The following is a 23,581-nucleotide window of genomic DNA, read 5'->3' on the forward strand; positions in this document are numbered from 1 at the left end:
GACGCCACCCCTGTCCCCGAGGGCGCTTGGACCGGCTGACCGCCGGTGGCACTCCATCCACATCCGGGGGGATCAGGATCTGGTCCGCGGCAGACGCACACGCGATCGCGCGGATCAGCATGGAGAAAGGCGCACCACCATGACCTCTGTGCAGGTCGACAAGCAGCACGACGGCACCGACGGGGCCGTGGGCGGCGGCGAGGGCTACCAGCGTGGCCTCGGCGCCCGGCAGATCCAGATGATCGCGATCGGCGGTGCCATCGGCACCGGGCTCTTCCTCGGCGCGGGCAAGGCCATCCACAAGGCCGGACCCAGCCTCATCCTGGCCTACGCGATCGCGGGCCTGGTCATCTTCTTCATCATGCGGGCCCTGGGCGAGCTGCTCATGTACCGCCCCGTGTCCGGCTCCTTCGCGGAGTACGCGCGCGAGTTCATCGGCCCGTTCTGGGGCTTCGTGACCGGCTGGACGTACTGGCTCTTCTGGGTCGTCACCGGCATCACCGAGGTCACCGCGGCGGCCACCTACATGACGTACTGGTGGAACATCCCGCAGTGGGTCTCCGCCCTCGTCTTCACCGTGATCCTCTACGGCGCCAACCTGATCTCCGTGAAGCTCTTCGGCGAGCTGGAGTTCTGGTTCTCCATGGTCAAGGTCACCGCCATCATCGGCATGATCCTGATCTGCGCCGGCATCCTCACCGTCGGCTTCTCCGACGCCGGTGACACCGCGACCGTCGCCCACCTGTGGAACCAGGGCGGCTTCTTCCCGAACGGCGTCGGCAGCACCCTGATGACGCTCCAGATCGTCATGTTCGCCTTCCTCGCCGTCGAGCTGGTCGGCGTCACCGCGGGCGAGTCCAAGGACCCGAAGACCGTCCTGCCCAAGGCCATCAACACCGTGCCGTGGCGCATCGCCGTCTTCTACGTCGGCGCGCTGATCATGATCCTGTCGGTCGTGCCGTGGACCGAGTTCCAGCCGGGCGTCTCCCCGTTCGTCGCGGCCTTCGAGAAGATGGGCCTCGGCGTCGGCGCCGCCATCGTCAACTTCGTGGTCCTCACCGCGGCCCTGTCCTCCTGCAACTCGGGCATGTACTCCACCGGCCGGATGCTGCGCGACCTCGCGCTCAACGGCCAGGGCCCGAAGGTCTTCACCAAGCTCACCAAGAGCGGCACCCCGCTGCTCGGCCTGACCTTCTCGGCCTCGCTGATGCTCGTCGGCGTCTGGATCAACTACGTCGCCCCCGGCAAGGCCTTCGAGTACGTCGTCTCCTTCGCCACCATCTCCGGCATGTGGGCCTGGATCATGATCCTGGTCTGCCAGATCCGCTACCGCGCCAAGGCGAACCGCGGCGAGCTCCCCGAGTCCGCCTTCAAGGCCCCGGGAGCCCCCTTCACCAGCTGGTTCGCGCTCCTCTTCATCGGCATGGTCATCGTGATGATGGGCATCGACGAGGGCGCCCGCGTCTCCCTCTACTGCGCGCCGGTCTGGGGCCTGATCCTGGGCGTCTCCTACCTGGTCCTGAAGTCCCGCAACCCCGAGGGCGCGGCCTTCGCCAAGCGCTCCTGATCCCGGACGGAAACCGCACCCGTCCCAGCATCCGGGCCCTCCCGTACCACCCCTCGGTACGGGAGGGCCCGTCTGTCTATCCTGTCGCCATGCTGACCATCACCCGGGCCCTGTACGACCAGATCGTGGAACACGCCCGCGCCGACCACCCGGACGAGGCCTGCGGCGTGGTCGCGGGCCCGGCCGGCAGCGGCCGCCCCGAGCGGTTCGTCCCCATGCTCAACGCCGCCCGCTCGCCCACCTTCTACGAGTTCGACTCGGCGGACCTGCTCAAGCTCTACCGGGAGATGGACGACCGGGACGAGGAGCCCGTGATCGTCTACCACTCGCACACCGCGACCGAGGCCTACCCGTCCCGCACGGACATCACGTACGCCAACGAGCCGCACGCCCACTACGTCCTCGTCTCCACCGCCGACACCGACGGCGCGGGCCCCTTCCAGTTCCGCTCCTTCACCATCGTCGAGGGCGTCGTCACCGAGGAAGAGGTCGAGGTCGTCGCGGCGTACGACGCCTGAGACACTGACCCGGAACCCGGGCGGCAGGGCCCAGGAAGCCGGTGCGAATCCGGCACGGTCCCGCCACTGTGACCGGCGTCCCCAGGACGCCGGGAGCCAGGAACTGGCCTGCCGCCTCCCACCACCGAACGGGGACGTGGAAATCCCCGGAGGAGGCACACCCCCATGTCCTGGCCCCGCCGCGTCCTGCTGCCCGCAGCCGCCCTCGTCCCCCTGCTCGCCGGCTGCTCGGCCCCCGCGGAGCAGACGCCCGCGGCGAAGGCCGCGCCGGGATTCCCGTACACCGTCACCAACTGCGGCGTGAAGACCACCTTCCAGGCCCCGCCGAAGCGCGCGGTCACCATGAACCAGCACGTCACCGAGATCATGATCGCCCTCGGCCTGGAGAAGTCCCTCGTCGGCACCGCCTACCTCGACGACGAGGTCCTGCCCGCCTACAAGAAGGCCTACGACTCCGTCCCGGTCCTCGCCAAGGAGTACCCCTCCAAGGAGGCCCTGCTCGCCGCCAACCCCGACTTCGTCTACGGCGGTTACGCCTCCGCCTTCGACGCCAAGGACGGCCGCAGCCGCGACGACCTGAAGAAGGCGGGCATATCCACCCGCCTCAACACCGAGTACTGCCCCTCCGGCAAGACCTCCGTCGACGACCTCTACCAGGAGGTGACCGAGGTCGGCCGCACCTTCGGCGTCCCCGACCGCGCCGAGAAGTGGATCGCCGGGGCCCGCGCCACCGTCGCCGCCAACGAGAAGCGCCTCAAGGACCTCCCGCCCGTCTCCGTCTTCGTCTACGACAGCGGCGACAAGACCGCCTTCACCGCCGGCGGCAAGGGCATCGGCAACGAACTGATCACCCGCGCCGGCGGCCGCAACGTCTTCGCCGACGTCGACAAGGCCTTCGGCGACGCCACCTGGGAACAGGTCGTCGCCCGCAAGCCCGAGGTCGTCGTCATCTACGACTACGGCTCCACCACCGTCGAGCAGAAGAAGAAGCGGCTCCTGGAGGACCCCGCCCTCAAGGACGTCCCCGCGATCAAGAACCGCCGGTTCGCCGTGATGCCCCTCTCCGACGCGGTCCTCGGCGTCCGCGTCCCCGCCGCCGTCGACAAGCTGGCCGCCCAGCTCCACCCCGCCGCCCGATGAGCACCGGGACCCGCGCCCCCGGCACCACGGAGAAGCGGGCCGTTCCGGCGCGGGTCCCGCGCCCCCGGCCCCCGGCCGGACGGCTGCGCACCCCGGCCGTCGTCGCCGGGCTCCTGCTCGCCCTGGCCGCCGCCTGCCTCGCCTCCCTCGCCCTCGGCTCCGTCCGCATCCCGCCCGGCCAGGTCATCGACGCCCTGACCGGGCGGGCCGGGCCCTCCCCGTACCGGACGATCGTCCTCGACGTACGGCTGCCCCGGCTGCTGCTCGGCGTCGTCGTCGGCGCCGGGCTCGCCGTCGTCGGCACCGTCCTCCAGGCCCTCGTCCGCAACCGGCTCGCCGACCCCTTCCTCCTCGGGATCTCCTCCGGCGCCTCCGCCGGAGCCGTCCTCGTCCTCGTCGTCGGCATCGGGGGAGGGGTCACCACCACCCTCGCCCTGCCCGCCGGGGCCTTCGCCGGAGCCCTGGTCTCCCTCGTCCTCGTCTACGGACTCGCCCGGCGCGGCGGCACCATGACCGGCCCCCGGCTCGTCCTCGCCGGCGTCGCCGTCTCGTACATCCTCTCCGCCCTCACCACCCTGATCCTGGCCGCCGGCGGCCGGCCCGAGCACTTCCGCGAGGCGCTGTACTGGTCCCTCGGCGGCCTCGGCAGCGCCCGCTGGGACACCCTCGTCCTGCCCGCCGCCGTCCTGGTCCTCGGCCTCGGCGTCCTGCTCGCCCTGGCCCGCCCGCTCGACCTGCTCCTCGTCGGCGAGGAGGACGCCACCGTCCTCGGCCTCGACACCGCCCGCTTCCGCGCCGCCGTCTTCGTCCTCGTCTCCCTCGTCACCGCCGTCATGGTCTCCGCGAGCGGGGCCGTCGGCTTCATCGGCCTCATGGCCCCGCACGCCGCCCGCTTCGCCGTCGGCGCCCCACACCGCCGCCTGCTGCCCGTCGCCGCGCTCGGCGGCGCGGTCGCCCTGGTCCTCGCCGACCTCGGCGCCCGGACCCTCATCGCGCCCCAGGACCTCCCCGTCGGCGTCCTCACCGCCCTCGTCGGCGGCCCGTTCTTCCTCTGGCTGATGCGCCGACGCCCCGAAGGAGCGCCCCTGTGACCGAACCCCGCCCGGAGGACCCCTCGTGACCGAACTGCGCCTGGAGGGCCTCGCGTACGAGGACCGCCTCCGCTCCGTCGACCTCACCGTCCGCCCCGGCGAGACCGTCGGCCTCATCGGCCCCAACGGCAGCGGCAAGACCACCCTCCTGCGCTGCGTCTACGGCACCCTCGCCCCCACCGCCGGACGCGCCCTCCTCGACGGCGACGACCTGCGCGCCCTCGGCCCCAAGGCCCGCGCCCGCCGCGTCGCCACCGTCCCCCAGGACACCGGCACCGACTTCGAGCTCACCGTCCGCGAACTGGTCGCCCTCGGCCGCTCCCCGCACAAGCGCTTCTGGGAGGGCGACACCGCCCCCGACCGCGCGCACGCCGACGCGGCCCTCGCCCGCGTCGGCCTCGCGGGCTTCGCCGACCGCGCGTACCCCACGCTCTCCGGCGGCGAGCGCCAGCGCGCCCTGGTCGCCCGCGCCCTCGTCCAGGAACCGGCCCTGCTCGTCCTCGACGAGCCCACCAACCACCTGGACATCCGCCACCAGCTCGACGTCCTCGCCCTCGTCCGCACCCTGGGCACCACCAACCTGCTCGCCCTGCACGACCTCAACCTGGCGGGGGCGTACTGCGACCGGCTCTACGTCCTGGAGCGGGGCCGGGTCGTCACCGGCGGCACCCCCGCCGAGGTCCTCACCCCCGCCCTCCTCGACGCCGTCTACGGCGTGGACGCGGAGGTCGTCCCGCACCCCAGGACCGGCACTCCGACCGTCGTCTACCTGCACGGTCCGGCAGTCGGTCAGGAACCATCCACCATGTGAGATCACATTCCGGAACCCGGACCGGGAATCGATACGATGAGCCCATGGTTTCCCACGACGTGAGCGAAGAGACTCCGAGCGCCGTCATGCTCGTAGCACGCCTGCACGTCGACCTGGGCCGCCTCGCCAGCGCGATCTGTACGAGCGGAACAGCGGCACGCCCGGCCCGCGCCGCGCTCTGAAGCGACCGGCGGCGACCGGCCGGGCGCCCCTCACCGTACGATCCCCTCCGCGCGGGGCCCCCGCAGCGCGCGCCCATCACGCCACTTCCGACAGGAGCCCACGCCATGGCCATCGAGGTCCGCATCCCGACCATCCTCCGCACCTACACCGACGGCGCCAAGGCCGTCGAGGCCAGCGGTGGGACCCTCGCCGAGCTCTTCGCCGACCTGGAGACCCGCCACGCCGGGATCGAGGCCCGCATCGTCGACGGCGACAAGCTCCGCCGCTTCGTCAACGTCTACCTGAACGACGAGGACGTGCGCTTCCTCGACGGCATCGACACCAAGCTCTCCGACGGCGACAGCGTCACGATCCTCCCGGCCGTGGCCGGCGGCATGGTCTGACATGCGCTACGACTCCCCGCTGGCGGCGGTCGGCAACACGCCCCTGGTCCGCCTCCCCCGGCTCTCGCCCTCGGACGACGTCCGGATCTGGGCGAAGCTGGAGGACCGCAACCCCACCGGCTCGGTCAAGGACCGCCCCGCGCTCCACATGATCGAGCAGGCGGAGAAGGACGGCCGGCTCACCCCCGGCTGCACCATCCTGGAGCCGACCAGCGGCAACACCGGCATCTCCCTCGCCATGGCCGCCAGGCTCAAGGGCTACCGCATCGTCTGCGTCATGCCCGAGAACACCAGCGAGGAGCGGCGCCAGCTGCTGGCCATGTGGGGCGCGGAGATCGTCTCGTCCCCCGCGGCGGGCGGGTCCAACACGGCGGTGCGCGTCGCCAAGGAGCTCTCCGCCGAGAACCCGTCCTGGGTGATGCTGTACCAGTACGGGAACCCCGACAACGCCGGTGCGCACTACGCCGGCACGGGCCCCGAGATCCTTGCCGACCTGCCCTCGATCACCCACTTCGTGGCCGGGCTCGGCACCACCGGGACCCTGATGGGCGTCGGCCGCTACCTGCGCGAGCACAAGCCCGACGTGAAGATCGTGGCCGCCGAGCCGCGCTACGACGACCTCGTCTACGGCCTGCGCAACCTCGACGAGGGCTTCGTGCCGGAGCTGTACGACGCCTCCGTCCTCACCACCCGCTTCTCCGTCGGCTCCGCCGACGCCGTCACCCGCACCCGCGAACTCCTGCAGCAGGAGGGCATCTTCGCGGGCGTCTCCACCGGCGCGGCCCTGCACGCGGCCATCGGCGTCGGCAACAAGGCGGTCAAGGCGGGGGAGAGCGCCGACATCGCCTTCGTCGTCGCCGACGGCGGCTGGAAGTACCTCTCGACCGGCCTCTACACGGCCGCGACGACCGAAGAGGCCATCGAGACGGTCCAGGGCCAGCTCTGGGCCTGAGCCGCTCCCGCAGTCCTCAGCGCGCGAGATGACGGACCCGGTCCCACAGGGCCGGGTCCACCTCTCCCACCCGCCGCCGGAAGTCCGCCACCGGCACGGTCCGCAGCTCGTCCGTCTCCAGGAAGCTGGACCGCCCCCGCGCGTCGCCCACCGTCCCCGGCGGCAGCGCGATCACCCCGGGCCGTTCCTCGTGGTGCTTGCTGGTGATCTTGGCGACGAGCGCGCCGCTCCCGCGCACCGCGAGCACCAGACAGGGCCGGTCCTTGGACCCGGGCCCGTCCTCGAAGGGCACGTCCGCCCACCAGATCTCACCGGCCTTCGGCCCCCGGCCGGCCTTCCGCGGCTCCGACGGCCGCGCGGACGGGCGTGCGGACGGCCGGGCCGGAGGCCGGGTTCGCCCCGGCGGACGGGACCGCTCCGGAGGGCGCCGGGAGGAGGGCCGGCGCGGCGACCGCTTCCACCCGTCGACGACCGCCACCACCAGCGCGAGCACCACGACCGCGACGAGCGCGGGCCACCACGACGTGTCCATACCTCACGACGGTACCGGCGCGCGGTTCCCTGCGCCGTGGCGGGTCGGCATCCATCCGAACCGGTGACAGAGCCCGTGAGTTCGCCCACAACCGGCCACCGCGAAGGAGCGACGGGCCCCGGTGCGCCTTACGCTCGACAGACCGCACAGCCTCCCCTCCCCTTGCGCATTCCCGCACCCGTCCACGGAGGTTCACGCTCCATGAAGCTCACCGTCGTCGGCTGCTCGGGGTCGTTCCCGTCCGCGGACTCGGCCTGTTCGAGCTACCTCGTCGAGGCCGACGGCTTCCGGCTGCTCCTCGACATGGGCAACGGCGCCCTGGGCGAGTTGCAGCGCCACATCGGTCTGTACGACCTCGACGCGATCTTCCTCAGCCATCTGCACGCCGACCACTGCATCGACATGTGCGGGTACTTCGTCGCCCGCTACTACCGGCACGAGGGCGGGCGCTGCGACGCGATCCCCGTCTTCGCGCCCGAGGGCGCCGAGCAGCGGCTGACCACGGCGTACGCGGACACGCCGTCGCCCACCGCGATGGGCGAGGTCTTCGACTTCCACACGCTGAAGTCGGGCGGCTTCGAGCTCGGCCCGTTCTCCGTCCGCACGGAGAAGGTGTGCCATCCGGTCGAGGCGTACGGCATCCGGGTCGAGCACGGCGGCCGCTCCCTCACGTACTCCGGGGACACCGGCACCTGCGAGGCGCTGCACGAGCTGGCCGAGGGCACCGACCTCTTCCTCTGCGAGGCCTCCTTCACCCACGGCAAGGAGGACATCCCGGACCTCCACCTCAACGGCCGCGAGGCCGGCGCCCAGGCGGCCCGCGCCGGGGTGGGCCGCCTCGTCCTCACCCACATCCCGCCGTGGACGGACGGCGAGCGGAACCTGGCGGACGCGCGCGAGGTGTACGCGGGGCCGTCGGAGCTGGCGAGATCGGGCGCGGTGTACGAGGTCTGAGCACGCGGTACGGACACGCGGACGGACGCGTACGGACGCTTACGGACGCTTACGGACAAGGGGAAGGCCCCGGAACCTGGACGGTTCCGGGGCCTTCCCGTCGTACGGGGCGGGACTCACGCCTTGGTGAGGTCCTCGATCTCCTCCTCGGGCTCGCGGCCCGGGGTGGGGAGGTTGAACTTGGTGATCGCGAAGCGGAAGACCACGTAGTAGACCGCCGCGAAGACGAGACCGATCGGGATGATCAGCCACGGCTTGGTCGCGAGGTTCCAGTTCAGCGCGTAGTCGATGAAGCCCGCGGAGAAGGTGAAGCCCGCGTGGACGCCGAGCGCCCAGGTCACGGCCATGGATATGGCGGTGAGGACCGCGTGGATCGCGTACAGGAGCGGCGCGATGAACATGAAGGTGAACTCGATCGGCTCCGTGATGCCGGTGACGAAGGAGGTCAGCGCGAGCGAGAGCATCATGCCCATGACGGCCTTGCGGCGCTCCGGGCGGGCGGAGTGCGCGATGGCGAGGGCGGCGGCCGGGAGGCCGAACATCATGATCGGGAAGAAGCCCGACATGAAGATTCCGGCGCTCGGGTCACCGGCGAAGAAGCGGTTCAGGTCACCGTGGACGACCTCGCCGGCCGCGTTGGTGAAGTCACCGATCTGGAACCAGGAGACGGTGTTCACGAACTGGTGCATCCCGACCGGGATCAGCGCGCGGTTGATGAGGCCGAAGAGGCCGGCGCCGGTGGCGCCGAGGCCGGTCATCCACTCGCCGAAGCTGGAGATGCCGTTGCCGATGGGCTCCCAGACCAGACCGAAGACCACGCCGACGAGGGTGCCGACGAAGGCCATGATGATCGGGACGAGACGGCGGCCGTTGAAGAAGCCCAGCCAGTCGACCAGCTTGGTGCGGTGGAACTTCTGCCACAGGACGGCGGCGATCAGACCCATGATGATGCCGCCGAGGACACCCGGGTTGTTGTAGGTCGCGGCGACGTCGACACCCTTGTTGGCGGTGGTGTTGACGACGGCCTCGGTGACCGGGAACGCCTTGAGGACGTTGCTGTAGACCAGGAAGCCGACGAGGGCGGCGAGGGCGGTCGAGCCGTCGGCCTTCTTGGCGAAGCCGATGGCGACGCCGATGCAGAACAGCAGGGGCAGGTTCGAGAAGACAGCGTCACCGGCCGTGGCGAACACGGAGGCGACCTTGTCCCAGCCCAGTCCGTCCTTGCCGAACACGTCGGGCTGGCCGAGACGGAGCAGGATACCCGCGGCCGGCAGGACGGCGATCGGCAGCTGCAGGCTGCGACCGACCTTCTGCAGGCCCTGGAACAGGCCGGATCCGCGCTTCTTGGCGGGAGCGGCGGCCGGGGCGGTGGCCGTACTCATCAACTTCCTCCAGTAAGGCAAGGCGCCGCCAGAGAAGTGAAAGGGGGTGACGGCGGCGTCTCGTGGAACGCGGTGGTCTGGACCGCGTGGTCTACACCAATGAGTGGTGTAGACCAGTTTTAGCACGCGCGACTTAGATAAGGAACCTGTGAATTCTCACCCGTTCGGACACGCTCCGTAGCGGACGCGGAAAGGCCCCCGGACCGTGGGGTCCGGGGGCCTGGGAGCGTCCCGCCGAGGGGGCGCGACGGGCTCACTTCACGTTGTCGCGCTCCATCTCCTCCTCCACCTCGTCCGGCTCGCGGCCGGGCGTCGGGAGGTTGAACTTGGTGATCGCGAACCGGAAGATCACGTAGTACACCACCGCGAAGGCCAGGCCGATCGGGATGATCAGCCACGGTTTCGTCGCGAGGTTCCAGTTGATCACGTAGTCGATCAGACCGGCCGAGAAGCTGAAGCCGTCCTTCACGCCGAGCGCCCAGGTCACGGCCATCGAGACGCCGGTGAGCACCGCGTGGATCGCGTACAGCACCGGGGCGATGAAGAGGAACGAGTACTCCAGCGGCTCGGTGATGCCGGTGACGAACGAGGTCAGGGCCACCGACAGCATCAGACCGCCGACCTCCTTGCGCCGGTGCGGCTTGGCGCAGTGGGTGATCGCGAGCGCCGCGGCCGGCAGCGCGAACATCATGATCGGGAAGAAGCCCGTCAGGAACTGGCCGGCGTTCGGGTCGCCCGCCAGGAACATCGGGATGTCGCCGTGGACCACCGTGCCGTCCGGCTTCGTGTACGTGCCGAACTGGAACCAGATCGGCACGTTGAGGAACTGGTGGAGGCCGATGACGAGGAGCGCCCGGTTCGCCACGCCGAAGATGCCCGAGCCCCAGGCCCCGAGCCCGACCAGCCAGTCGCTGAAGCTCTCCAGGGCGTCGCCGATCGGCGGCCAGATCCACAGGCAGAGCGCGGCGAACGCGATCGCCACGAACGTCATGATGATCGGGACCAGGCGGCGGCCGTTGAAGAAGCCCAGCCAGTCGACCAGCTTCTTCCGGTGGTAGCGCTGCCACAGGTACGCGGTGAACAGGCCCATCAGGATGCCGCCGAAGACGCCGGGGTTCTGGTACGTGTACCCGGCGAAGGCGTCGTCCGCGCCCAGGCAGCCGCCCCCGATGTCCCGCGTGCCCTCGGCGCAGTCCTTCGGGAACTGGCGGAGCACCGTGTAGTAGACGAGGAAGCCGACCACGGCCGCGAGCGCCGTCGAGCCGTCCGCCTTCTTCGCCATGCCGATGGCGACGCCGATGCAGAACAGCAGCGGCAGACCGAGGCTGCCGTCGAGCAGCGCGCCGCCCGCGCCCGCCATCACCTTGGCGACGTTGTCCCAGCCGAGGCCGTCGGCGCCGAAGACGTCCGGCTGCCCGAGCCGGTTGATGATGCCGGCGGCCGGCAGGACGGCGATGGGGAGCTGGAGGCTGCGGCCCATCTTCTGGAGGCCCTGGAAGAGACCGCTGCCCCAGGACTTCTTCGGCGCGGCCGCGGCGCTGTCGGTACTCATCGGCGTCCTCCCTGCCCGGAACAAGCCGGGTGCGCGTCTCGTTGCACACTGGTGTAGACCAGTTGCGGTAGGCTCCGGGAGCCCGCTGAGGACAGGCCGCCGGTGATCGTCATCATTCGGCAGAACGGCGGCACTCGCTCGCGAAGTTGGGCCAACCGTGGGTTACCGTGGCAAAGCGGACCGCAGGTGCGCCGGGATTCGCGTCCTCGCGAACGGAACGACAGGGAGAAACGCATGGCCACCAAGGCTGAGAAGATCGTCGCCGGGCTCGGCGGCATCAAGAACATCGAAGAGGTCGAAGGCTGCATCACCCGCCTGCGCACCGAGGTCGTGGACCCCGGCCTCGTCGACGAGGCCGCCCTGAAGGCCGCCGGCGCCCACGGCGTCGTGAAGATGGGCACCGCCATCCAGGTCGTCATCGGCACCGACGCGGACCCGATCGCCGCGGAGATCGAAGACCTGATGTGAGGACCTGATGCGAGCGCCCGGCTCGCGTCGGCGGGGCCCGTTCCGGCAGGGGAACGGGCCCCTCGCCGTATCCCGATACGCTCCTCCCATGTCTCGCATCGACGGCCGTACCCCCGAACAGCTCCGCCCCGTCACCATCGAACGCGGATGGAGCAAGCACGCCGAGGGCTCCGTCCTCATCTCCTTCGGCGACACCAAGGTCTTCTGCACCGCCTCCGTCACCGAGGGCGTCCCGCGCTGGCGCAAGGGCAGCGGCGAGGGCTGGGTCACCGGGGAGTACTCCATGCTGCCCCGCTCCACCAACACCCGCGGCGACCGCGAGTCCGTCCGCGGCAAGATCGGCGGCCGCACCCACGAGATCTCCCGCCTGATCGGCCGCTCCCTGCGCGCCGTCATCGACTACAAGGCGCTCGGCGAGAACACGATCGTCCTCGACTGCGACGTCCTCCAGGCCGACGGCGGCACCCGCACCGCCGCCATCACCGGCGCGTACGTCGCCCTCGCCGACGCCGTCGCCTGGGCGCAGTCCAAGAAGCTGGTGAAGGCCGGCCGCAAGCCCCTCACCGGCACCGTCGCCGCCGTCTCCGTCGGCATCGTCGACGGCGTCCCCCTCCTCGACCTCTGCTACGAGGAGGACGTCCGCGCCGACACCGACATGAACGTCGTCTGCACCGGCGACGGCCGCTTCGTCGAGGTCCAGGGCACCGCCGAGGCCGAGCCCTTCGACCGCAAGGAGCTCAACGCCCTCCTCGACCTCGCCTCCGGCGGCTGCGCCGACCTGGCCGAACTCCAGCGCAAGGCCCTCGAAGGAACCCTCTGAGGAACCCTCCGGGGTGCCACGGCGTCCTGACGGACAACGGGCGCGCGGAGACGATCCGCGCGCCCACCCGTCCCACCAGGGGGAGGACCCACCTTGAAGCGCCGTCTCGCACTCGCCGTGGCCACGGCCGCCACGCTCACCACCGTCCTGAGCGGCTGCGCGGCCCTCGACACCGCCATGGACTGCGTCAAGACCGCCGACGCGATAGCCACCTCGGTGAGCAACCTCCAGCAGGCCGTCTCCAACGCCTCGAACGACCCCACCCAGATCGAGGAGGCCCTGACCTCGATCTCCACCGAACTGGGCAACCTCAAGAACACCACCGACAACGCGGACCTCTCCAAGGCCGTCGACGACCTGAACAAGGGCGTCGACTCCGTCCGCACGGCGGTCAAGAACGGCGACACCACCCCGGACATCACCCCCATCACCAACGCGGCGGGCGAGGTCACGAAGGTCTGCACCCCGGGCTGACCGACCGGGCCGACGGCCCCGGGATAATCGAGGACATGACCCGTCTGATCCTCGCCACCCGCAACGCGGGCAAGATCACCGAACTCCACGCGATCCTCGCCGACGCGGGCCTCGACCTCGAACTCGTCGGCGCGGACGCGTACCCGGAGGTGCCCGACGTCAAGGAGACCGGCGTCACCTTCGCGGAGAACGCCCTCCTCAAGGCCCACGCCCTCGCCCGCGCCACCGGCCTCCCCGCCGTCGCCGACGACTCCGGCCTCTGCGTCGACGTCCTCAACGGCGCCCCCGGCATCTTCTCCGCCCGCTGGTCCGGCACCCACGGCGACGACCGCGCCAACCTGGACCTGCTCCTGGCCCAGCTCTCCGACATCGCCGACGAACACCGCGCCGCCCACTTCGCCTGCGCCGCCGCCCTCGCCCTCCCGGACGGCACGGAACGCGTCGTCGAGGGCACCATGCCGGGCACCCTCCGCCACACCCCCGCCGGCACCAACGGCTTCGGCTACGACCCGATCCTCCAGCCCGAGGGCCACACCGTCACCTGCGCGGAACTGACCCCGTCCGAGAAGAACGCGATCAGCCACCGCGGCAAGGCGTTCCGGGCGCTGGTACCGGTGGTGCGGGAGCTGCTGGGCTGAGCCGCCTCCGGACACCGAAAAGGACCGCCCCGAAGGGCGGTCCTTTTCTGAACCGTGCGGCCGGAGGGACTCGAACCCTCACGGGTGTTACCCCACTGGGACCTAAACCCAGCGTGACTGCCAATTCCACCACGGCCGCTCGCGCGACCATCGTAGTGGCCGCCGGGCCACCGGGGGCAGGGGCGTCAGAACTTCGGCTCCGGCGCCCTGGCCATCACCATTTCCGCCGCCTCCTCGTGGGTCTCCACCGACGGGGGCGAGCCCTCCAGGGGCTGTTGGGCGGTTTCCTTCATGCAGGCGACGGCGATGACGCCGACGAGGGCCGCGCCCATCGCGTAGTACGCGGGCATCAGGTTGTTCCCGGTCGCGCCGATCAGGGCGGTGATCACGAGGGGGGTGGTGCCGCCGAAGAGGGAGGTGGAGAGGTTGTAGCCGACGGAGAGGGCGCCGTAGCGGACGTCCGTCGGGAAGAGGGCCGGGAGCGCCGCCGACATGGTGGCGAGCAGGCAGACCAGGGACAGGCCGAGCATCACCATGCCCGCCGCGATCGCGGGGATCCCGCCCTGGCCGATCAGCAGGAACGCCGGGAGGGAGAGGAAGAGGAAGCCCGACATGCCCGCCATCAGGACCGGCTTGCGGCCGAAGCGGTCGTTCAGCCTGCCCACCCGGGTGATGACCAGCATCATGAGGACCATCAGCAGGAGCAGGATCAGGAGGCCGTGCGTCTCGCTGTAGCCGAGTTCGTCCGAGAGGTACGTCGGCATGTAGGAGAGGACCATGTAGACGGCGATGTTGTACGCGCCCACGAGCGCCACGCACAGCAGCAGCATCGGCCACTGCCGCCGGAAGATCTTCGCCAGGTCGCCCTTGGTCGTGGTCTCCACCGCGTCCGCCGCCTCCGACGGGTGCGCCGCGTCGGACTCCAGGCGCTGGAAGGCCGGCGTCTCGTCGAGCCGCATCCGCAGGTAGAGGCCGACCAGGCCCAGCGGCCCCGCCACCAGGAACGGCACGCGCCAGCCCCAGGCCTCCATCGTGTCGGAGCCGAGCCACGCGGTGAGCGCCGTCACCAGGCCGGCCGCGCCGACGTACCCCGCCAGGGTGCCGAACTCCAGGAAGCTGCCGAAGTAGCCCCGGCGCCGGTCGGGCGCGTACTCGGCGATGAAGGTCGAGGCCCCGCCGTACTCGCCGCCCGTCGAGAAGCCCTGGAGCATCCGGAAGCAGATCAGGAGGACCGGCGCCCAGAAGCCGATGGAGGCGTACGACGGGATCAGGCCGATCGCGAAGGTGCCGACCGCCATCAGGATCATCGTCAGCGCGAGGACCTTCTTGCGGCCGAGCCGGTCGCCCATCGGGCCGAAGAACATGCCGCCGAGCGGGCGGACCAGGAAGGCGACCGCGAACGTCGCGAACGACGACAGGAGCTGGACGGTGTCGTTCCCGGACGGGAAGAAGACGTGTCCGAGAGTGACGGCGAGATAGGCGTAGATGCCGAAGTCGAACCACTCCATGGCGTTGCCGAGCGAGGCCGCCTTCACGGCCCGCCTGACCGCCGCCTCGTCCGTCACCGTGATGTCGGTCCGCCGCAGCCTGGGCTGCTTGCGCCGGTTGACGGCCCGGAAGAGCCGGGGGTGGCGTCTCAGGGCCCCGGGGTCGGCCGCGGGGTCGTGATCGGTGGCCGGCATGACCGTTCGTCCTCTCTCCGGAAACACACAAGAGGCTCTTCTGCGCGGTCGTGCCGATCGCAAACGGGGATCGTCCGGAGTGCGATCCCCGTCACATTCTCCGGGTGCGTCAGGCCTCGACGCCCAGGTCCCGGATGATCTTGGCGACGTGGCCGGTGGCCTTCACGTTGTAGAGGGCGCGCTCGACCTTGCCCTCCTCGTCGACGACCACGGTGGAGCGGATGACGCCCGTCACCGTCTTGCCGTACAGCTTCTTCTCGCCGAAGGCGCCGTACGCCTCCAGGACCTTCTTCTCCGGGTCGCCGACCAGGGTGACCTTCAGGTCTTCCTTCTCGCGGAACTTCGCCAGCTTCTCCGGCTTGTCCGGCGACACGCCGATGACGTCGTACCCGGCGCCCGCGAGCAGCTCCAGGTTGTCGGTGAAGTCGCAGGCCTGCTTGGTGCAGCCGGGGGTGAGGGCGGCGGGGTAGAAGTAGACGATGACCTTGCGTCCCCGGTGGTCCGCGAGGGAGACCTCGTTGCCGTCCGCGTCGGGAAGGGTGAAGGCGGGGGCGGTGTCGCCGGGCTGCAGTCGCTCGCTCATGGCTCTCCTCGGGAAACGTTCGCGTACGCGTGCAGAGCCTAATGGGGGTCTGGGGCGACCCTTCGGCGGCGGAGCTGACAGACTGTCCGTCAACGACCGGATCACGACGATCACGGCGATCACGACTACGGAGGCAGTGCGGTGTCGGACGCCAGGACCCCTGCGCAGATCGAGGCGGACATCGTCCGCCGACGCGAGCAGCTCGCCGTCACTCTCGACGAGATCGGCATTCGGGTGCACCCGAAGACGATCATCGGGGACGCGAAGGCGAAGGTGGCCTCGACGGTCGACCAGACCGCCGGCCGCGCCTTCGTCGCCGTCAACCGGGTCGTCTCGGACGTGAAGGCCCGCTTCACCCACGCGGACGGCGCGCCCCGTCTGGAGCGCGTGGTGCCGGCGGCGCTGGCGGTCGTCGCGGTCGTCGGGCTGATCGCCGTCGCCGGCCGCAAGGGCAAGGGGTGACGGCTGCCGGCGCCCCCGGTGGTGCGGCGTCCGCGCAAGGGTTCCGTGCACGGGCGACACGCCCGGGCGGGTAGGTTCACCCCGTGAGCGAGAACACGCACGACAAGCTGCCCATCCGGATGCTCCACGACCGGGTCCTGGTCCGTACCGACTCCCCGGAGGGGGAGCGGCGTTCCGGCGGCGGCATCCTGATCCCGGCGACCGCCGCCGTAGGCCGTCGCCTCGCCTGGGCCGAAGTGGTCGCGATCGGCCAGAACGTCCGTACGGTCGAGACCGGCGACCGGGTCCTGTACGACCCCGAGGACCGCGCCGAGGTCGAGGTGCGGGGCGTCGCGTACGTCCTGATGCGGGAGCGCGACCTGCACGCGGTGGCGGCGGACCGGTTCCAGGGGACGTCCGACTCGACCGGGCTCTATCTGTAGGCCGGGCCTGTGCGAGGGCCCCGGTGACCATGGTCACCGGGGCCCTCGCCCTTTCTTTGCTAGCCTGGAAGGACCCCGACGAGACGCGCCGTACCGGGTTCACGACAAGACGACGCACCCCTTGTTGTTCCGTCTCACGGAGGTGCCGTCATGGCCTGGATCCTTCTCGTCGTCGCCGGTCTGCTGGAAGTCGCCTGGTCGATCGGGATGAAGTACACCGAGGGCTTCACCCGGCTCTGGCCGAGCGTGTTCACCGGCGCCGGGATCGTCGCCTCCATGCTGCTGCTCTCGCAGGCCGCCAAGACCCTGCCGATCGGTACGGCGTACGGCGTGTGGGTCGGCATCGGGGCGGCCGGCGCGGCGGTGTTCGGCATGGTGGTCCTGGGGGAGCCGGCGACCGCCGCCCGCATCTTCTTCGTCTGTCTGCTGCTCGTGGCCGTGGTGGGCCTGAAGGCGACCTCGGGTCACTGACCGCCCCGCCGGTCGCCGGGCGGCGCGACCCGTTCGGCGGTACGGGGGGCGGGGAAGGCGGCGCCGGGCTCGGGACCGCCGTTCCGGGCCGGGGCCGCCTCCGGTCCCGCCTCCCCGGTCACGTACTCCTCCGGTCCGTCCGCGCTCGCCGTCGGCGCCGGTGACGCGGACGGCGGCGCCTCGGGCTCGGCCCCCGGCATCAGCCGGAGTTCGAACTCCCTCGGGGGCGTCCCCGCGAGGGCCTCCCGGGTGAACCGGCCCCAGATCTCGGCGGGTTCCCCGCCCCCGGCGACCCGGGGCGAGCCGAGCGCGCCGTACAGCGGTTCCTGGTGTCCCGTCTCGGGGTCCTGGCCCATCAGCGCGACCACCGTCGCGAGGTCCGGGGTGTAGCCCGCGAACCAGGCGGCCTTGTCGTCCTCCGCCGTGCCCGTCTTGCCGGCCGCCGGGCGGCCCGCGGCCTGCGCGGCCGTTCCGGTGCCCGCCTCGACGACGCTCCTGAGGATCGACGTGGTGGTGTCGGCGGCCTCCCGGCTCACCGCCTGCCGGGGCCGGAGGGCCGGCAGTTCCAGCCGTTCGCCGCCCCGGGTGACGCCCTGGACCAGGGTGTACGCGCCGAGCCTGCCGTGGGCGGCGAGCGTCGCGTACGCCGTGGCCATGTCCAGGACGCTGGCGGTGGCCGCGCCGAGCGCGATGGAGGGGGAGGCGGTGAGGTCGGGGGTGGTGCCGGGCAGGCCGAGGGAGATCGCGGTCCGGCGCACGTGCGCGGGGCCGACGTCGACGGCCATCTGGGCGTACACGGCGTTCACCGACAGATCGGTGGCGGTGCCGACGGGGATCTCGCCGTAGCTCGCGTCGTCCTCGTTGGCGGGGTCGTACGGACCGCCGTTCCAGCCCTCCACCGGGCGCCGGTTGGTGCCGTCGTACAGCGTGTACGGGGTGATGGGGCGGCCGCGCTGGGTCTGCGCGCCGTTCTGGACGGCCGCCGTGAAGACGAAGGGCTTGAAGGTGGAGCCGACCTGGTAGTCGCGGCGGGTGGCGTTGTTGACGTACTGCCGGGTGTAGTCGATCCCGCCGTACAGGGCGAGGACCTCGCCGTTCGCCGGGTCGACGGCCGCGGCCCCGACGCGCACGAAGCGGTCGGCGGGGTTGCGGTCCGGGTCGAGCCGGGAGACGACCCGGTCCTCGACGGCCCCGGCGAGGGCCTCCTGCTTGGCGGGCTCCAGGGTGGTGGTGATCCGGAAGCCGCCGCCGGCGAGGGTCTTCTCGTCGACGATCCCGCGCCCGGTCAGGTACTCCTCGACGGCCTGGACGACGTAACCGCGCTGTCCGGACAGGGCGGTGACGGCGCGTGCGGTCTGCGGGTCGGGGAAGCGGGCGGCGGCGCGGTCGGCCCGGCTCAGCCAGCCCTCGGTGACCATGCCGTCGAGGACGTAGTGCCAGCGGGCGACGGCCTTGGCGCGGTTCTCGGGGTGGGTGGTGACGTCGTAGGCGCTGGGGGCCTTGAGGAGGGAGGCGAGGTAGGCGCCCTCGGCGGTGTCGAGCTGCTCGACGTCCTTGCCGTAGTAGGCGCGGGCGGCGGCCTGCACGCCGTACGCGTTCCGTCCGAAGTAGCTGGTGTTCAGGTAGCCCTGGAGGATCTCGGCCTTGCTCTTCTCGCGGCCGAGCCTGATCGCGATGAAGAACTCCTTCGCCTTGCGGCTGAGGGTCTGCTCCTGGCCCAGGTAGTAGTTCTTGACGTACTGCTGGGTGATGGTGGAGCCGGACTGGCGGCCCTTGCCGGTGGCGGTGTTCCAGGCGGCGCGGACCATCGCCTTGGGGTCGACGGCCCGGGAGGTGGCGAAGTCGCGTTCCTCGGCGGCGAGGACGGCCCGCTGGAGGGTGAGCGGGATCCGGTCGAGCCGGACGCTCTCGCGGTTGACCTCGCCGTCGCGGGCGAGGGGGGTGCCGTCCCGGTAGAGGTAGACGTTGGACTGGGCGACGGCGGCGGCGTTGGCGGGCGGGACCTTCACCAGGAGGTATCCGGCGGTGAGGGCGCCGGCGAGGAGCAGGGCGCCGAGCAGCAGGGTGCCGAAGAGGCCGCGCAGGAGGCGCCGGAAGGGGCCCCGGCGGCGGTGGCGCCTGCGGGGCGCGGGGGCCGTCGCCCGTCCGGGCGGAGGCAGGGTGGGATCCCTCGGCTCCCAGCCCGGGCGGGACGTCCGGGGGGTGCCGCTCGGGCCGGAGCCGGGGCCCGTACCGGGGCCGGTGCCGGGGCTCGTACGGGAGCCCGTGCCGGGGCCCGTGCCCGGGCTCGTACCGGGAGGAGGGGACGAGGAAGGGGACATGGCATCCCATATTGCCCGCAATGGCCGAAAAGTCCCGAACGCGACTCGAATATCTCGCATGTGACGCGAAAACGGGTCGCGCCGGACACCGCGCCCCCGCTAAGGTCGTGCGCTTCGCCTCCGTCCACCCCCGGAAAGGGACCCCATGCTGCGGCTGTACGCGACGGTGGCCGCGGGCGGTTTCCGGCGCTACGCCACCTACCGGGTGGCGACGGTGGCGGGCGTCTTCACCAACAGCGTCTTCGGCCTCGTCCTCTCCTACACGTACATCGCCCTCTGGGACGAACGGCCGCACCTCGGCGGCTACTCCATGGACGACGCCCTCGCCTACGTGTGGATCGGGCAGGCCCTGCTCACCGTCTGCGGCCTGATGGGCGGCGGCTTCGAGGAGGAGCTGATGGAGCGGATCAGGACCGGTGACATCGCCGTCGACCTCTACCGCCCCGCCGACCTCCAGGCCTGGTGGTTCTCGGCCAACGCGGGCCGGGCCGGCTTCCAGCTCCTCGGCCGGGGCGTCGCCCCGATGGCGCTCGGCGCGCTCGTCTTCGGCTTCACCCTGCCGTCCGGGCCCGGCGGCTGGGCGGCGTTCCTGCTCGCGGTGGTCCTGGGCTCGGTGGTCGGCTTCGCGCTCTGGTACCTGGTGGCGATGAGCGCGTTCTGGCTGCTCGACGGCCAGGGCGTGATGCAGATGGCCTGGCTGGGAGGCCTGTTCTTCTCCGGGATGCTGCTCCCGCTGAACGTCTTCCCGGGCGCCCTCGGCGAGGTCGCCCGGATCCTGCCCTGGGCCTCCCTCCTCCAGGTCCCGGCCGACGTCTACCTGGGCCGGTACGCGGGCTGGGAGCTGGCGGGGGCGTACGCCTTCCAGGGCTGCTGGGCCCTGGCGCTGCTCGGCGCGGGCCGGGTGGCGCAGGCGATGGCGACGCGGAAGGTGGTGGTGCAGGGTGGCTGAGACGGCGACCGGCTTCCCCGGCGAGGCGTCCGGCGCGACCGGCTCTCCCGGCGAGGCGTCCGACGCGACCGGCTCCCCCGGCGAAACGCCCCGCGCACCCGGCTTCCCCGGCGGGGCGTCCCGCGCGTCCGGCGTCCTGGGCGACTCCCTCCGCACCTACCGGATGGTCGCGGCCATGTGGATCCGCTCCACCATGGCGTACCGGTTCTCCTTCGCCCTGACGCTCGTCAACAGCTTCTGCGTCACCTTCTTCGACTTCGTCGTCATCCTCCTGATGTTCGGTCAGGTGAAGGGGCTCGGCGGCTTCTCCTTCGCGGAGGTCGCCTTCCTGTACGGGACGGCCGGCACCGCCTTCGGGCTCGCGGACCTGACGATGGGCTCGCTCCAGCGGATGGGGAGGCGGGTCAGGGACGGCTCGCTCGACGTCTTCCTGATGCGCCCGGCGCCGCTGCTCGCCCAGGTCGCGGCGGACAAGTTCGCGCTGCGCCGCTTCGGCCGGGTCGCGCAGGCGCTGCTCGTCCTGGTCTGGAGCCTGCTCCTGCTCGACGTGGACTGGACGCCGGTGAAGGTCGCGCTGCTGCCGGTGACGGTGGTCTGCGGGGCGGTGATCTTCGGCGCGGTGATGGTGATCGGCGCGTCCGCGCTCTTCTGGCTCCAGGACGCGGCCGAGGTCACGAACGCCTTCACGTACGGCGGGAACACGCTCCTCCAGTACCCGCCGTCGATCTTCGCGCAGGAGCTGGTGCGGGGCGTCGTCTACGTGGTGCCGCTGGCGTTCGTGAGCTGGCTGCCCGCCCTGTACGTGCTCGGCCGGCCGGCCCCGGCGGGGGTGCCGGACTGGGCGGCGTTCGCGGCGCCCCCGGTGGCGCTCGTCTGCTGCGGGGTCGCGGGCCTCGCCTGGCGGGCCGGGATCCGCTCGTACCGATCGACGGGAAGCTGAGGACTCCGGATGTCGTCCACCGAACCCTTCATCCACCTGGACGGGGTGGAGAAGACCTTCACGGTCCGCCGCAAGGCGGGCCTGGTCCGCCGGGAGAAACGGGAGGTCCGGGCGGTCGACGGGATCTCGTTCGGGGTGGAGCGCGGCGAGATGGTCGGCTACATCGGCCCCAACGGGGCCGGGAAGTCCACCACCATCAAGATGCTGACCGGCATCCTCACCCCCAGCGGCGGCCGGCTGCGGGTCGCGGGCATCGACCCGTCCCGCGAGCGCACCCGCCTGGCCCAGCGGATCGGGGTGGTCTTCGGACAGCGGACCACCCTCTGGTGGGACCTGCCGCTGAGGGACTCGTACAAGCTGATGCACCGCATGTACCGGATCCCCGACGCCCGCTACCGCGAGAACCTCGACCGCTGCGTGGACCTCCTGGACCTGGGGGAACTCCTCGACGTGCCGGTGCGGCAGCTCTCGCTCGGCCAGCGGATGCGCGGCGACATCGCGGCGGCCCTGCTGCACGACCCCGAGGTGCTGTACCTGGACGAGCCGACGATCGGCCTGGACGTGGTCTCGAAGGCGAAGGTGCGGGAGTTCCTGCGCGAGCTGAACGGCGAGCGGGGCACGACGGTCCTCCTGACCACCCACGACCTGACCGACATCGAGCAGCTCTGCTCCCGGGTGATGGTCATCGACCACGGACGCCTGATGTACGACGGCGAACTGTCCGGCCTGCACGCCGTCGGCGAGAGCGAGCGGCTCCTGGTGGTGGACCTGGAGCGCGAACTGCCCCCGATCGACGTGCCCGGAGCCCGCTTCGTACGGGCGGAGGGACCCCGCCAGTGGCTCGCCTTCCCGGCGACGGGATCGGCGGCCCCGCTGGTCGCCGCGGTGGCGGCCGCGCATCCGCTCGTCGACCTGTCGGTGCGGGAACCGGACATCGAGGCGGTGATCGCGAAGATGTACGGGGGAACTCGGGAGGAGCGCCGGGAGTCCCTGAGGTAGGAGGTCGACGCATGGTGAGTTTCTCGTACACGGCCGCGGACGAGGAGAAGAGCAGGGGCGTCCGGCGCATGAAGGCGCTGGCGACGTCCCTGCTGCTCCTCGTGGCGGTGGTCTACGCCCTGGCGACGTGGGCGCGGAACTCCGGGGCGGGAGCCTGGGCGGGGTACGTCGCGGCCGCGGCGGAGGCGGGCATGGTGGGCGCGCTCGCGGACTGGTTCGCGGTGACGGCCCTCTTCCGGCACCCGCTGGGGCTGCCGATCCCGCACACGGCGATCATCCCGAAGAAGAAGGACCAGCTGGGCACGTCGCTCGGCACCTTCGTCGGCGAGAACTTCCTCTCCGCCGACGTCGTACGGGGCCGGCTGACCGCCCTGGGCATCGGCGGCCGCCTGGGCGCCTGGCTGGCGGACCCGGCGCACGCCGACCGGGTGGTCGCGGAGCTGTCCACGGCCCTGCGGGGCGCGCTGACGGTGCTGCGGGACTCGGACGTGCAGGCGGTGGTGGGGGAGGCGATCACCCGGCGGGCGGAGGCGGTGGAGATCGCGCCGCCCCTGGGCAAGACGCTGGAGAAGGTGGTCGACGACGGGGCGCACCGCCGGGCGGTGGACCTGGTCTGCACCCGGGCCCACGACTGGCTGGTCACCCACGGGGACTCGGTGATGGACGCGGTCCAGGGCGGGGCGCCGGGCTGGACCCCGCGCTTCGTGGACAAGCGGATCGGCGAGCGCGTCTACAAGGAGCTGCTCCGCTTCGTCACGGAGATGCGGGACATGCCGGGGCATCCGGCGCGCGGGGCGATCGACCGCTTCCTGGCGGACTTCGCGGTCGAGCTCCAGTCGGACACGGACACCCGGGTCCGCGTCGAGCGCCTGAAGTCGGACCTGCTCGCCCGCCCGGAGGTCCAGGACGTCATCGCCTCCGCCTGGGCGTCGGTCCGCTCCCTGATCATCGCGGCGGCCGAGGACGACCACAGCCAGCTCCGCCTGCGCGCCCGCGCCTCCCTCATCTCCCTGGGCCGCCGCCTCTCCTCGGACGCCCGCCTCCAGGCGAAGGTCGACGGCTGGGCGGAGGACGCGGCGGCGTACCTCGTCACCACCTACCGCGACGAGATCACGTCCCTGATCACGGACACGGTCGCGAGCTGGGACGCCACCCAGACCTCGAAGAAGATCGAGGCGAACATCGGCCGCGACCTGCAGTTCATCCGGATCAACGGGACGGTGGTGGGGGCGTTGGCGGGCTTGCTGATCTATACGGTGAGCCACGGGTTGGGGGGCTGAGCCCCCT

The 23,581-nt window shown here is 71.4% G+C and carries 26 protein-coding genes, 1 tRNA gene and 2 riboswitches; of the genes, 20 read left to right on the forward strand and 7 right to left on the reverse strand.

What is annotated here, in order from left to right; genetic code table 11:
- Positions 1 to 139 precede the first annotated feature (139 nt).
- The 8 genes from ACIQVI_RS07660 to ACIQVI_RS07695 all read left to right on the forward strand — a co-directional run bounded on the left by ACIQVI_RS07660 (position 140) and on the right by ACIQVI_RS07695 (position 6,645).
- The gene (locus tag ACIQVI_RS07660; RefSeq protein ID WP_351969446.1) at positions 140 to 1,567 is read left to right on the forward strand and encodes an amino acid permease; all 1,428 of its coding nucleotides are present in this window, start codon (positions 140 to 142) and stop codon (positions 1,565 to 1,567) included.
- An 89-nt stretch (positions 1,568 to 1,656) separates the two neighbouring features.
- Positions 1,657 to 2,085 (forward strand): M67 family metallopeptidase, encoded by a 429-nt coding sequence (locus ACIQVI_RS07665; protein ID WP_351969445.1) that lies wholly within the window; start codon positions 1,657 to 1,659, stop codon positions 2,083 to 2,085.
- Positions 2,086 to 2,116: 31 nt separating this feature from the next.
- Positions 2,117 to 2,191, forward strand: a riboswitch (cobalamin riboswitch).
- A 59-nt stretch (positions 2,192 to 2,250) separates the two neighbouring features.
- On the forward strand, positions 2,251 to 3,225 hold the full coding sequence (locus tag ACIQVI_RS07670) for an ABC transporter substrate-binding protein (protein ID WP_403592504.1): 975 nt from the start codon (positions 2,251 to 2,253) through the stop codon (positions 3,223 to 3,225).
- The gene (locus ACIQVI_RS07675) at positions 3,222 to 4,316 is read left to right on the forward strand and encodes an iron ABC transporter permease (RefSeq protein ID WP_351969443.1); all 1,095 of its coding nucleotides are present in this window, start codon (positions 3,222 to 3,224) and stop codon (positions 4,314 to 4,316) included. The genes ACIQVI_RS07670 and ACIQVI_RS07675 overlap by 4 nt, the downstream gene beginning before the upstream one ends.
- A gap of 25 nt (positions 4,317 to 4,341) precedes the next feature.
- The gene (locus ACIQVI_RS07680; protein ID WP_403592509.1) at positions 4,342 to 5,127 is read left to right on the forward strand and encodes an ABC transporter ATP-binding protein; all 786 of its coding nucleotides are present in this window, start codon (positions 4,342 to 4,344) and stop codon (positions 5,125 to 5,127) included.
- A 44-nt stretch (positions 5,128 to 5,171) separates the two neighbouring features.
- Positions 5,172 to 5,309: a putative leader peptide gene (locus ACIQVI_RS07685; protein ID WP_351969441.1), complete on the forward strand. Its 138-nt coding sequence runs from the start codon at positions 5,172 to 5,174 to the stop codon at positions 5,307 to 5,309.
- A 105-nt stretch (positions 5,310 to 5,414) separates the two neighbouring features.
- Entirely contained in the window at positions 5,415 to 5,693 is a 279-nt protein-coding gene (locus ACIQVI_RS07690) for a MoaD/ThiS family protein (RefSeq protein ID WP_121829863.1), read from the forward strand.
- A gap of 1 nt (position 5,694) precedes the next feature.
- Positions 5,695 to 6,645: a cysteine synthase gene (locus tag ACIQVI_RS07695; RefSeq protein WP_351969440.1), complete on the forward strand. Its 951-nt coding sequence runs from the start codon at positions 5,695 to 5,697 to the stop codon at positions 6,643 to 6,645.
- Between the two features lie 16 nt (positions 6,646 to 6,661).
- On the opposite strand, the gene ACIQVI_RS07700 is transcribed toward ACIQVI_RS07695, so the two are convergent.
- Positions 6,662 to 7,177: a type II toxin-antitoxin system PemK/MazF family toxin gene (locus ACIQVI_RS07700; RefSeq protein ID WP_403592514.1), complete on the reverse strand. Its 516-nt coding sequence runs from the start codon at positions 7,175 to 7,177 to the stop codon at positions 6,662 to 6,664.
- A gap of 201 nt (positions 7,178 to 7,378) precedes the next feature.
- Between ACIQVI_RS07700 and ACIQVI_RS07705 the strand changes: the two genes are divergently transcribed.
- The gene (locus ACIQVI_RS07705; protein ID WP_351969438.1) at positions 7,379 to 8,131 is read left to right on the forward strand and encodes an MBL fold metallo-hydrolase; all 753 of its coding nucleotides are present in this window, start codon (positions 7,379 to 7,381) and stop codon (positions 8,129 to 8,131) included.
- A gap of 116 nt (positions 8,132 to 8,247) precedes the next feature.
- Here the strand turns inward: ACIQVI_RS07705 and ACIQVI_RS07710 are convergent, their stop codons facing one another.
- Both ACIQVI_RS07710 and ACIQVI_RS07715 read right to left on the reverse strand, forming a co-directional pair.
- The gene (locus ACIQVI_RS07710; RefSeq protein ID WP_351969437.1) at positions 8,248 to 9,513 is read right to left on the reverse strand and encodes a PTS transporter subunit EIIC; all 1,266 of its coding nucleotides are present in this window, start codon (positions 9,511 to 9,513) and stop codon (positions 8,248 to 8,250) included.
- A 253-nt stretch (positions 9,514 to 9,766) separates the two neighbouring features.
- Entirely contained in the window at positions 9,767 to 11,065 is a 1,299-nt protein-coding gene (locus ACIQVI_RS07715; protein ID WP_351969436.1) for a PTS transporter subunit EIIC, read from the reverse strand.
- Between the two features lie 186 nt (positions 11,066 to 11,251).
- Here ACIQVI_RS07715 and ACIQVI_RS07720 point away from each other — a divergent pair, with 186 nt between their 5' ends.
- The 4 genes from ACIQVI_RS07720 to rdgB all read left to right on the forward strand — a co-directional run bounded on the left by ACIQVI_RS07720 (position 11,252) and on the right by rdgB (position 13,465).
- Positions 11,252 to 11,533, forward strand: a complete 282-nt coding sequence (locus ACIQVI_RS07720) for a PTS glucose/sucrose transporter subunit IIB (RefSeq protein WP_276209138.1) — start codon at positions 11,252 to 11,254, stop codon at positions 11,531 to 11,533.
- Between the two features lie 88 nt (positions 11,534 to 11,621).
- Positions 11,622 to 12,353: a ribonuclease PH gene (gene rph, locus ACIQVI_RS07725; RefSeq protein ID WP_053645661.1), complete on the forward strand. Its 732-nt coding sequence runs from the start codon at positions 11,622 to 11,624 to the stop codon at positions 12,351 to 12,353.
- Positions 12,354 to 12,446: 93 nt separating this feature from the next.
- A complete protein-coding gene (locus tag ACIQVI_RS07730; protein WP_351969435.1) occupies positions 12,447 to 12,827 on the forward strand; it encodes a hypothetical protein in 381 nt (126 codons plus the stop codon).
- A gap of 35 nt (positions 12,828 to 12,862) precedes the next feature.
- Positions 12,863 to 13,465, forward strand: coding sequence for an RdgB/HAM1 family non-canonical purine NTP pyrophosphatase (gene rdgB, locus ACIQVI_RS07735; protein WP_403592519.1), 603 nt, complete (start codon positions 12,863 to 12,865; stop codon positions 13,463 to 13,465).
- Positions 13,466 to 13,520: 55 nt separating this feature from the next.
- On the opposite strand, the gene ACIQVI_RS07740 is transcribed toward rdgB, so the two are convergent.
- From ACIQVI_RS07740 to bcp, 3 genes are all read right to left on the reverse strand, one after another.
- A tRNA-Leu gene (locus ACIQVI_RS07740) sits at positions 13,521 to 13,604 on the reverse strand.
- 46 nt (positions 13,605 to 13,650) lie between these two features.
- Positions 13,651 to 15,147 (reverse strand): glycine betaine/L-proline transporter ProP, encoded by a 1,497-nt coding sequence (proP, locus tag ACIQVI_RS07745; protein ID WP_403592522.1) that lies wholly within the window; start codon positions 15,145 to 15,147, stop codon positions 13,651 to 13,653.
- Between the two features lie 109 nt (positions 15,148 to 15,256).
- Entirely contained in the window at positions 15,257 to 15,730 is a 474-nt protein-coding gene (gene bcp, locus ACIQVI_RS07750) for a thioredoxin-dependent thiol peroxidase (protein WP_121829874.1), read from the reverse strand.
- Positions 15,731 to 15,871: 141 nt separating this feature from the next.
- Here bcp and ACIQVI_RS07755 point away from each other — a divergent pair, with 141 nt between their 5' ends.
- The 3 genes from ACIQVI_RS07755 (at position 15,872) to ACIQVI_RS07765 (ending at position 17,085) form a co-directional block, all read left to right on the forward strand.
- A complete protein-coding gene (locus tag ACIQVI_RS07755) occupies positions 15,872 to 16,192 on the forward strand; it encodes a DUF3618 domain-containing protein (RefSeq protein ID WP_121829875.1) in 321 nt (106 codons plus the stop codon).
- 83 nt (positions 16,193 to 16,275) lie between these two features.
- The gene (locus tag ACIQVI_RS07760) at positions 16,276 to 16,614 is read left to right on the forward strand and encodes a co-chaperone GroES (RefSeq protein WP_030210124.1); all 339 of its coding nucleotides are present in this window, start codon (positions 16,276 to 16,278) and stop codon (positions 16,612 to 16,614) included.
- A 45-nt stretch (positions 16,615 to 16,659) separates the two neighbouring features.
- Positions 16,660 to 16,733, forward strand: a riboswitch (guanidine-III (ykkC-III) riboswitch).
- Between the two features lie 31 nt (positions 16,734 to 16,764).
- On the forward strand, positions 16,765 to 17,085 hold the full coding sequence (locus ACIQVI_RS07765) for a multidrug efflux SMR transporter (RefSeq protein WP_351969432.1): 321 nt from the start codon (positions 16,765 to 16,767) through the stop codon (positions 17,083 to 17,085).
- On the opposite strand, the gene ACIQVI_RS07770 is transcribed toward ACIQVI_RS07765, so the two are convergent.
- Positions 17,079 to 19,406 (reverse strand): transglycosylase domain-containing protein, encoded by a 2,328-nt coding sequence (locus ACIQVI_RS07770; protein ID WP_403592526.1) that lies wholly within the window; start codon positions 19,404 to 19,406, stop codon positions 17,079 to 17,081. The two genes, ACIQVI_RS07765 and ACIQVI_RS07770, sit on opposite strands and share 7 nt — an antisense overlap.
- 148 nt (positions 19,407 to 19,554) lie before the next feature.
- On the opposite strand from ACIQVI_RS07770, the gene ACIQVI_RS07775 reads away from it, so the two are divergent.
- From ACIQVI_RS07775 to ACIQVI_RS07790, 4 genes are read left to right on the forward strand one after another with little or no spacing between them, the layout of a single operon-like run.
- Positions 19,555 to 20,355, forward strand: a complete 801-nt coding sequence (locus tag ACIQVI_RS07775) for an ABC-2 family transporter protein (RefSeq protein WP_351969461.1) — start codon at positions 19,555 to 19,557, stop codon at positions 20,353 to 20,355.
- The gene (locus ACIQVI_RS07780; RefSeq protein WP_403592528.1) at positions 20,348 to 21,295 is read left to right on the forward strand and encodes an ABC transporter permease; all 948 of its coding nucleotides are present in this window, start codon (positions 20,348 to 20,350) and stop codon (positions 21,293 to 21,295) included. Before ACIQVI_RS07775 ends, ACIQVI_RS07780 begins: the two co-directional genes overlap by 8 nt.
- A 9-nt stretch (positions 21,296 to 21,304) precedes the next feature.
- A complete protein-coding gene (locus tag ACIQVI_RS07785) occupies positions 21,305 to 22,294 on the forward strand; it encodes an ATP-binding cassette domain-containing protein (RefSeq protein ID WP_351969430.1) in 990 nt (329 codons plus the stop codon).
- Positions 22,295 to 22,305: 11 nt separating this feature from the next.
- Positions 22,306 to 23,574, forward strand: coding sequence for a DUF445 domain-containing protein (locus ACIQVI_RS07790; protein WP_351969429.1), 1,269 nt, complete (start codon positions 22,306 to 22,308; stop codon positions 23,572 to 23,574).
- Positions 23,575 to 23,581: the final 7 nt, after the last annotated feature.

Origin of the sequence: Streptomyces sp. NPDC098101 (assembly GCF_044760185.1) — a bacterium.
Classification (GTDB): domain Bacteria; phylum Actinomycetota; class Actinomycetes; order Streptomycetales; family Streptomycetaceae; genus Streptomyces.

Coding starts and splice junctions, on each gene's coding strand:
- ACIQVI_RS07660 (WP_351969446.1), top strand. CDS start 140: ATGACCTCTGTGCAGGTCGACAAGCAGCACGACGGCACCGACGGGGCC.
- ACIQVI_RS07665 (WP_351969445.1), top strand. CDS start 1,657: ATGCTGACCATCACCCGGGCCCTGTACGACCAGATCGTGGAACACGCC.
- ACIQVI_RS07670 (WP_403592504.1), top strand. CDS start 2,251: ATGTCCTGGCCCCGCCGCGTCCTGCTGCCCGCAGCCGCCCTCGTCCCC.
- ACIQVI_RS07675 (WP_351969443.1), top strand. CDS start 3,222: ATGAGCACCGGGACCCGCGCCCCCGGCACCACGGAGAAGCGGGCCGTT.
- ACIQVI_RS07685 (WP_351969441.1), top strand. CDS start 5,172: ATGGTTTCCCACGACGTGAGCGAAGAGACTCCGAGCGCCGTCATGCTC.
- ACIQVI_RS07690 (WP_121829863.1), top strand. CDS start 5,415: ATGGCCATCGAGGTCCGCATCCCGACCATCCTCCGCACCTACACCGAC.
- ACIQVI_RS07695 (WP_351969440.1), top strand. CDS start 5,695: ATGCGCTACGACTCCCCGCTGGCGGCGGTCGGCAACACGCCCCTGGTC.
- ACIQVI_RS07700 (WP_403592514.1), bottom strand. CDS start 7,177: ATGGACACGTCGTGGTGGCCCGCGCTCGTCGCGGTCGTGGTGCTCGCG.
- ACIQVI_RS07705 (WP_351969438.1), top strand. CDS start 7,379: ATGAAGCTCACCGTCGTCGGCTGCTCGGGGTCGTTCCCGTCCGCGGAC.
- ACIQVI_RS07710 (WP_351969437.1), bottom strand. CDS start 9,513: ATGAGTACGGCCACCGCCCCGGCCGCCGCTCCCGCCAAGAAGCGCGGA.
- ACIQVI_RS07715 (WP_351969436.1), bottom strand. CDS start 11,065: ATGAGTACCGACAGCGCCGCGGCCGCGCCGAAGAAGTCCTGGGGCAGC.
- rph (WP_053645661.1), top strand. CDS start 11,622: ATGTCTCGCATCGACGGCCGTACCCCCGAACAGCTCCGCCCCGTCACC.
- rdgB (WP_403592519.1), top strand. CDS start 12,863: ATGACCCGTCTGATCCTCGCCACCCGCAACGCGGGCAAGATCACCGAA.
- proP (WP_403592522.1), bottom strand. CDS start 15,147: ATGCCGGCCACCGATCACGACCCCGCGGCCGACCCCGGGGCCCTGAGA.
- bcp (WP_121829874.1), bottom strand. CDS start 15,730: ATGAGCGAGCGACTGCAGCCCGGCGACACCGCCCCCGCCTTCACCCTT.
- ACIQVI_RS07765 (WP_351969432.1), top strand. CDS start 16,765: ATGGCCTGGATCCTTCTCGTCGTCGCCGGTCTGCTGGAAGTCGCCTGG.
- ACIQVI_RS07770 (WP_403592526.1), bottom strand. CDS start 19,406: ATGTCCCCTTCCTCGTCCCCTCCTCCCGGTACGAGCCCGGGCACGGGC.
- ACIQVI_RS07785 (WP_351969430.1), top strand. CDS start 21,305: ATGTCGTCCACCGAACCCTTCATCCACCTGGACGGGGTGGAGAAGACC.
- ACIQVI_RS07790 (WP_351969429.1), top strand. CDS start 22,306: ATGGTGAGTTTCTCGTACACGGCCGCGGACGAGGAGAAGAGCAGGGGC.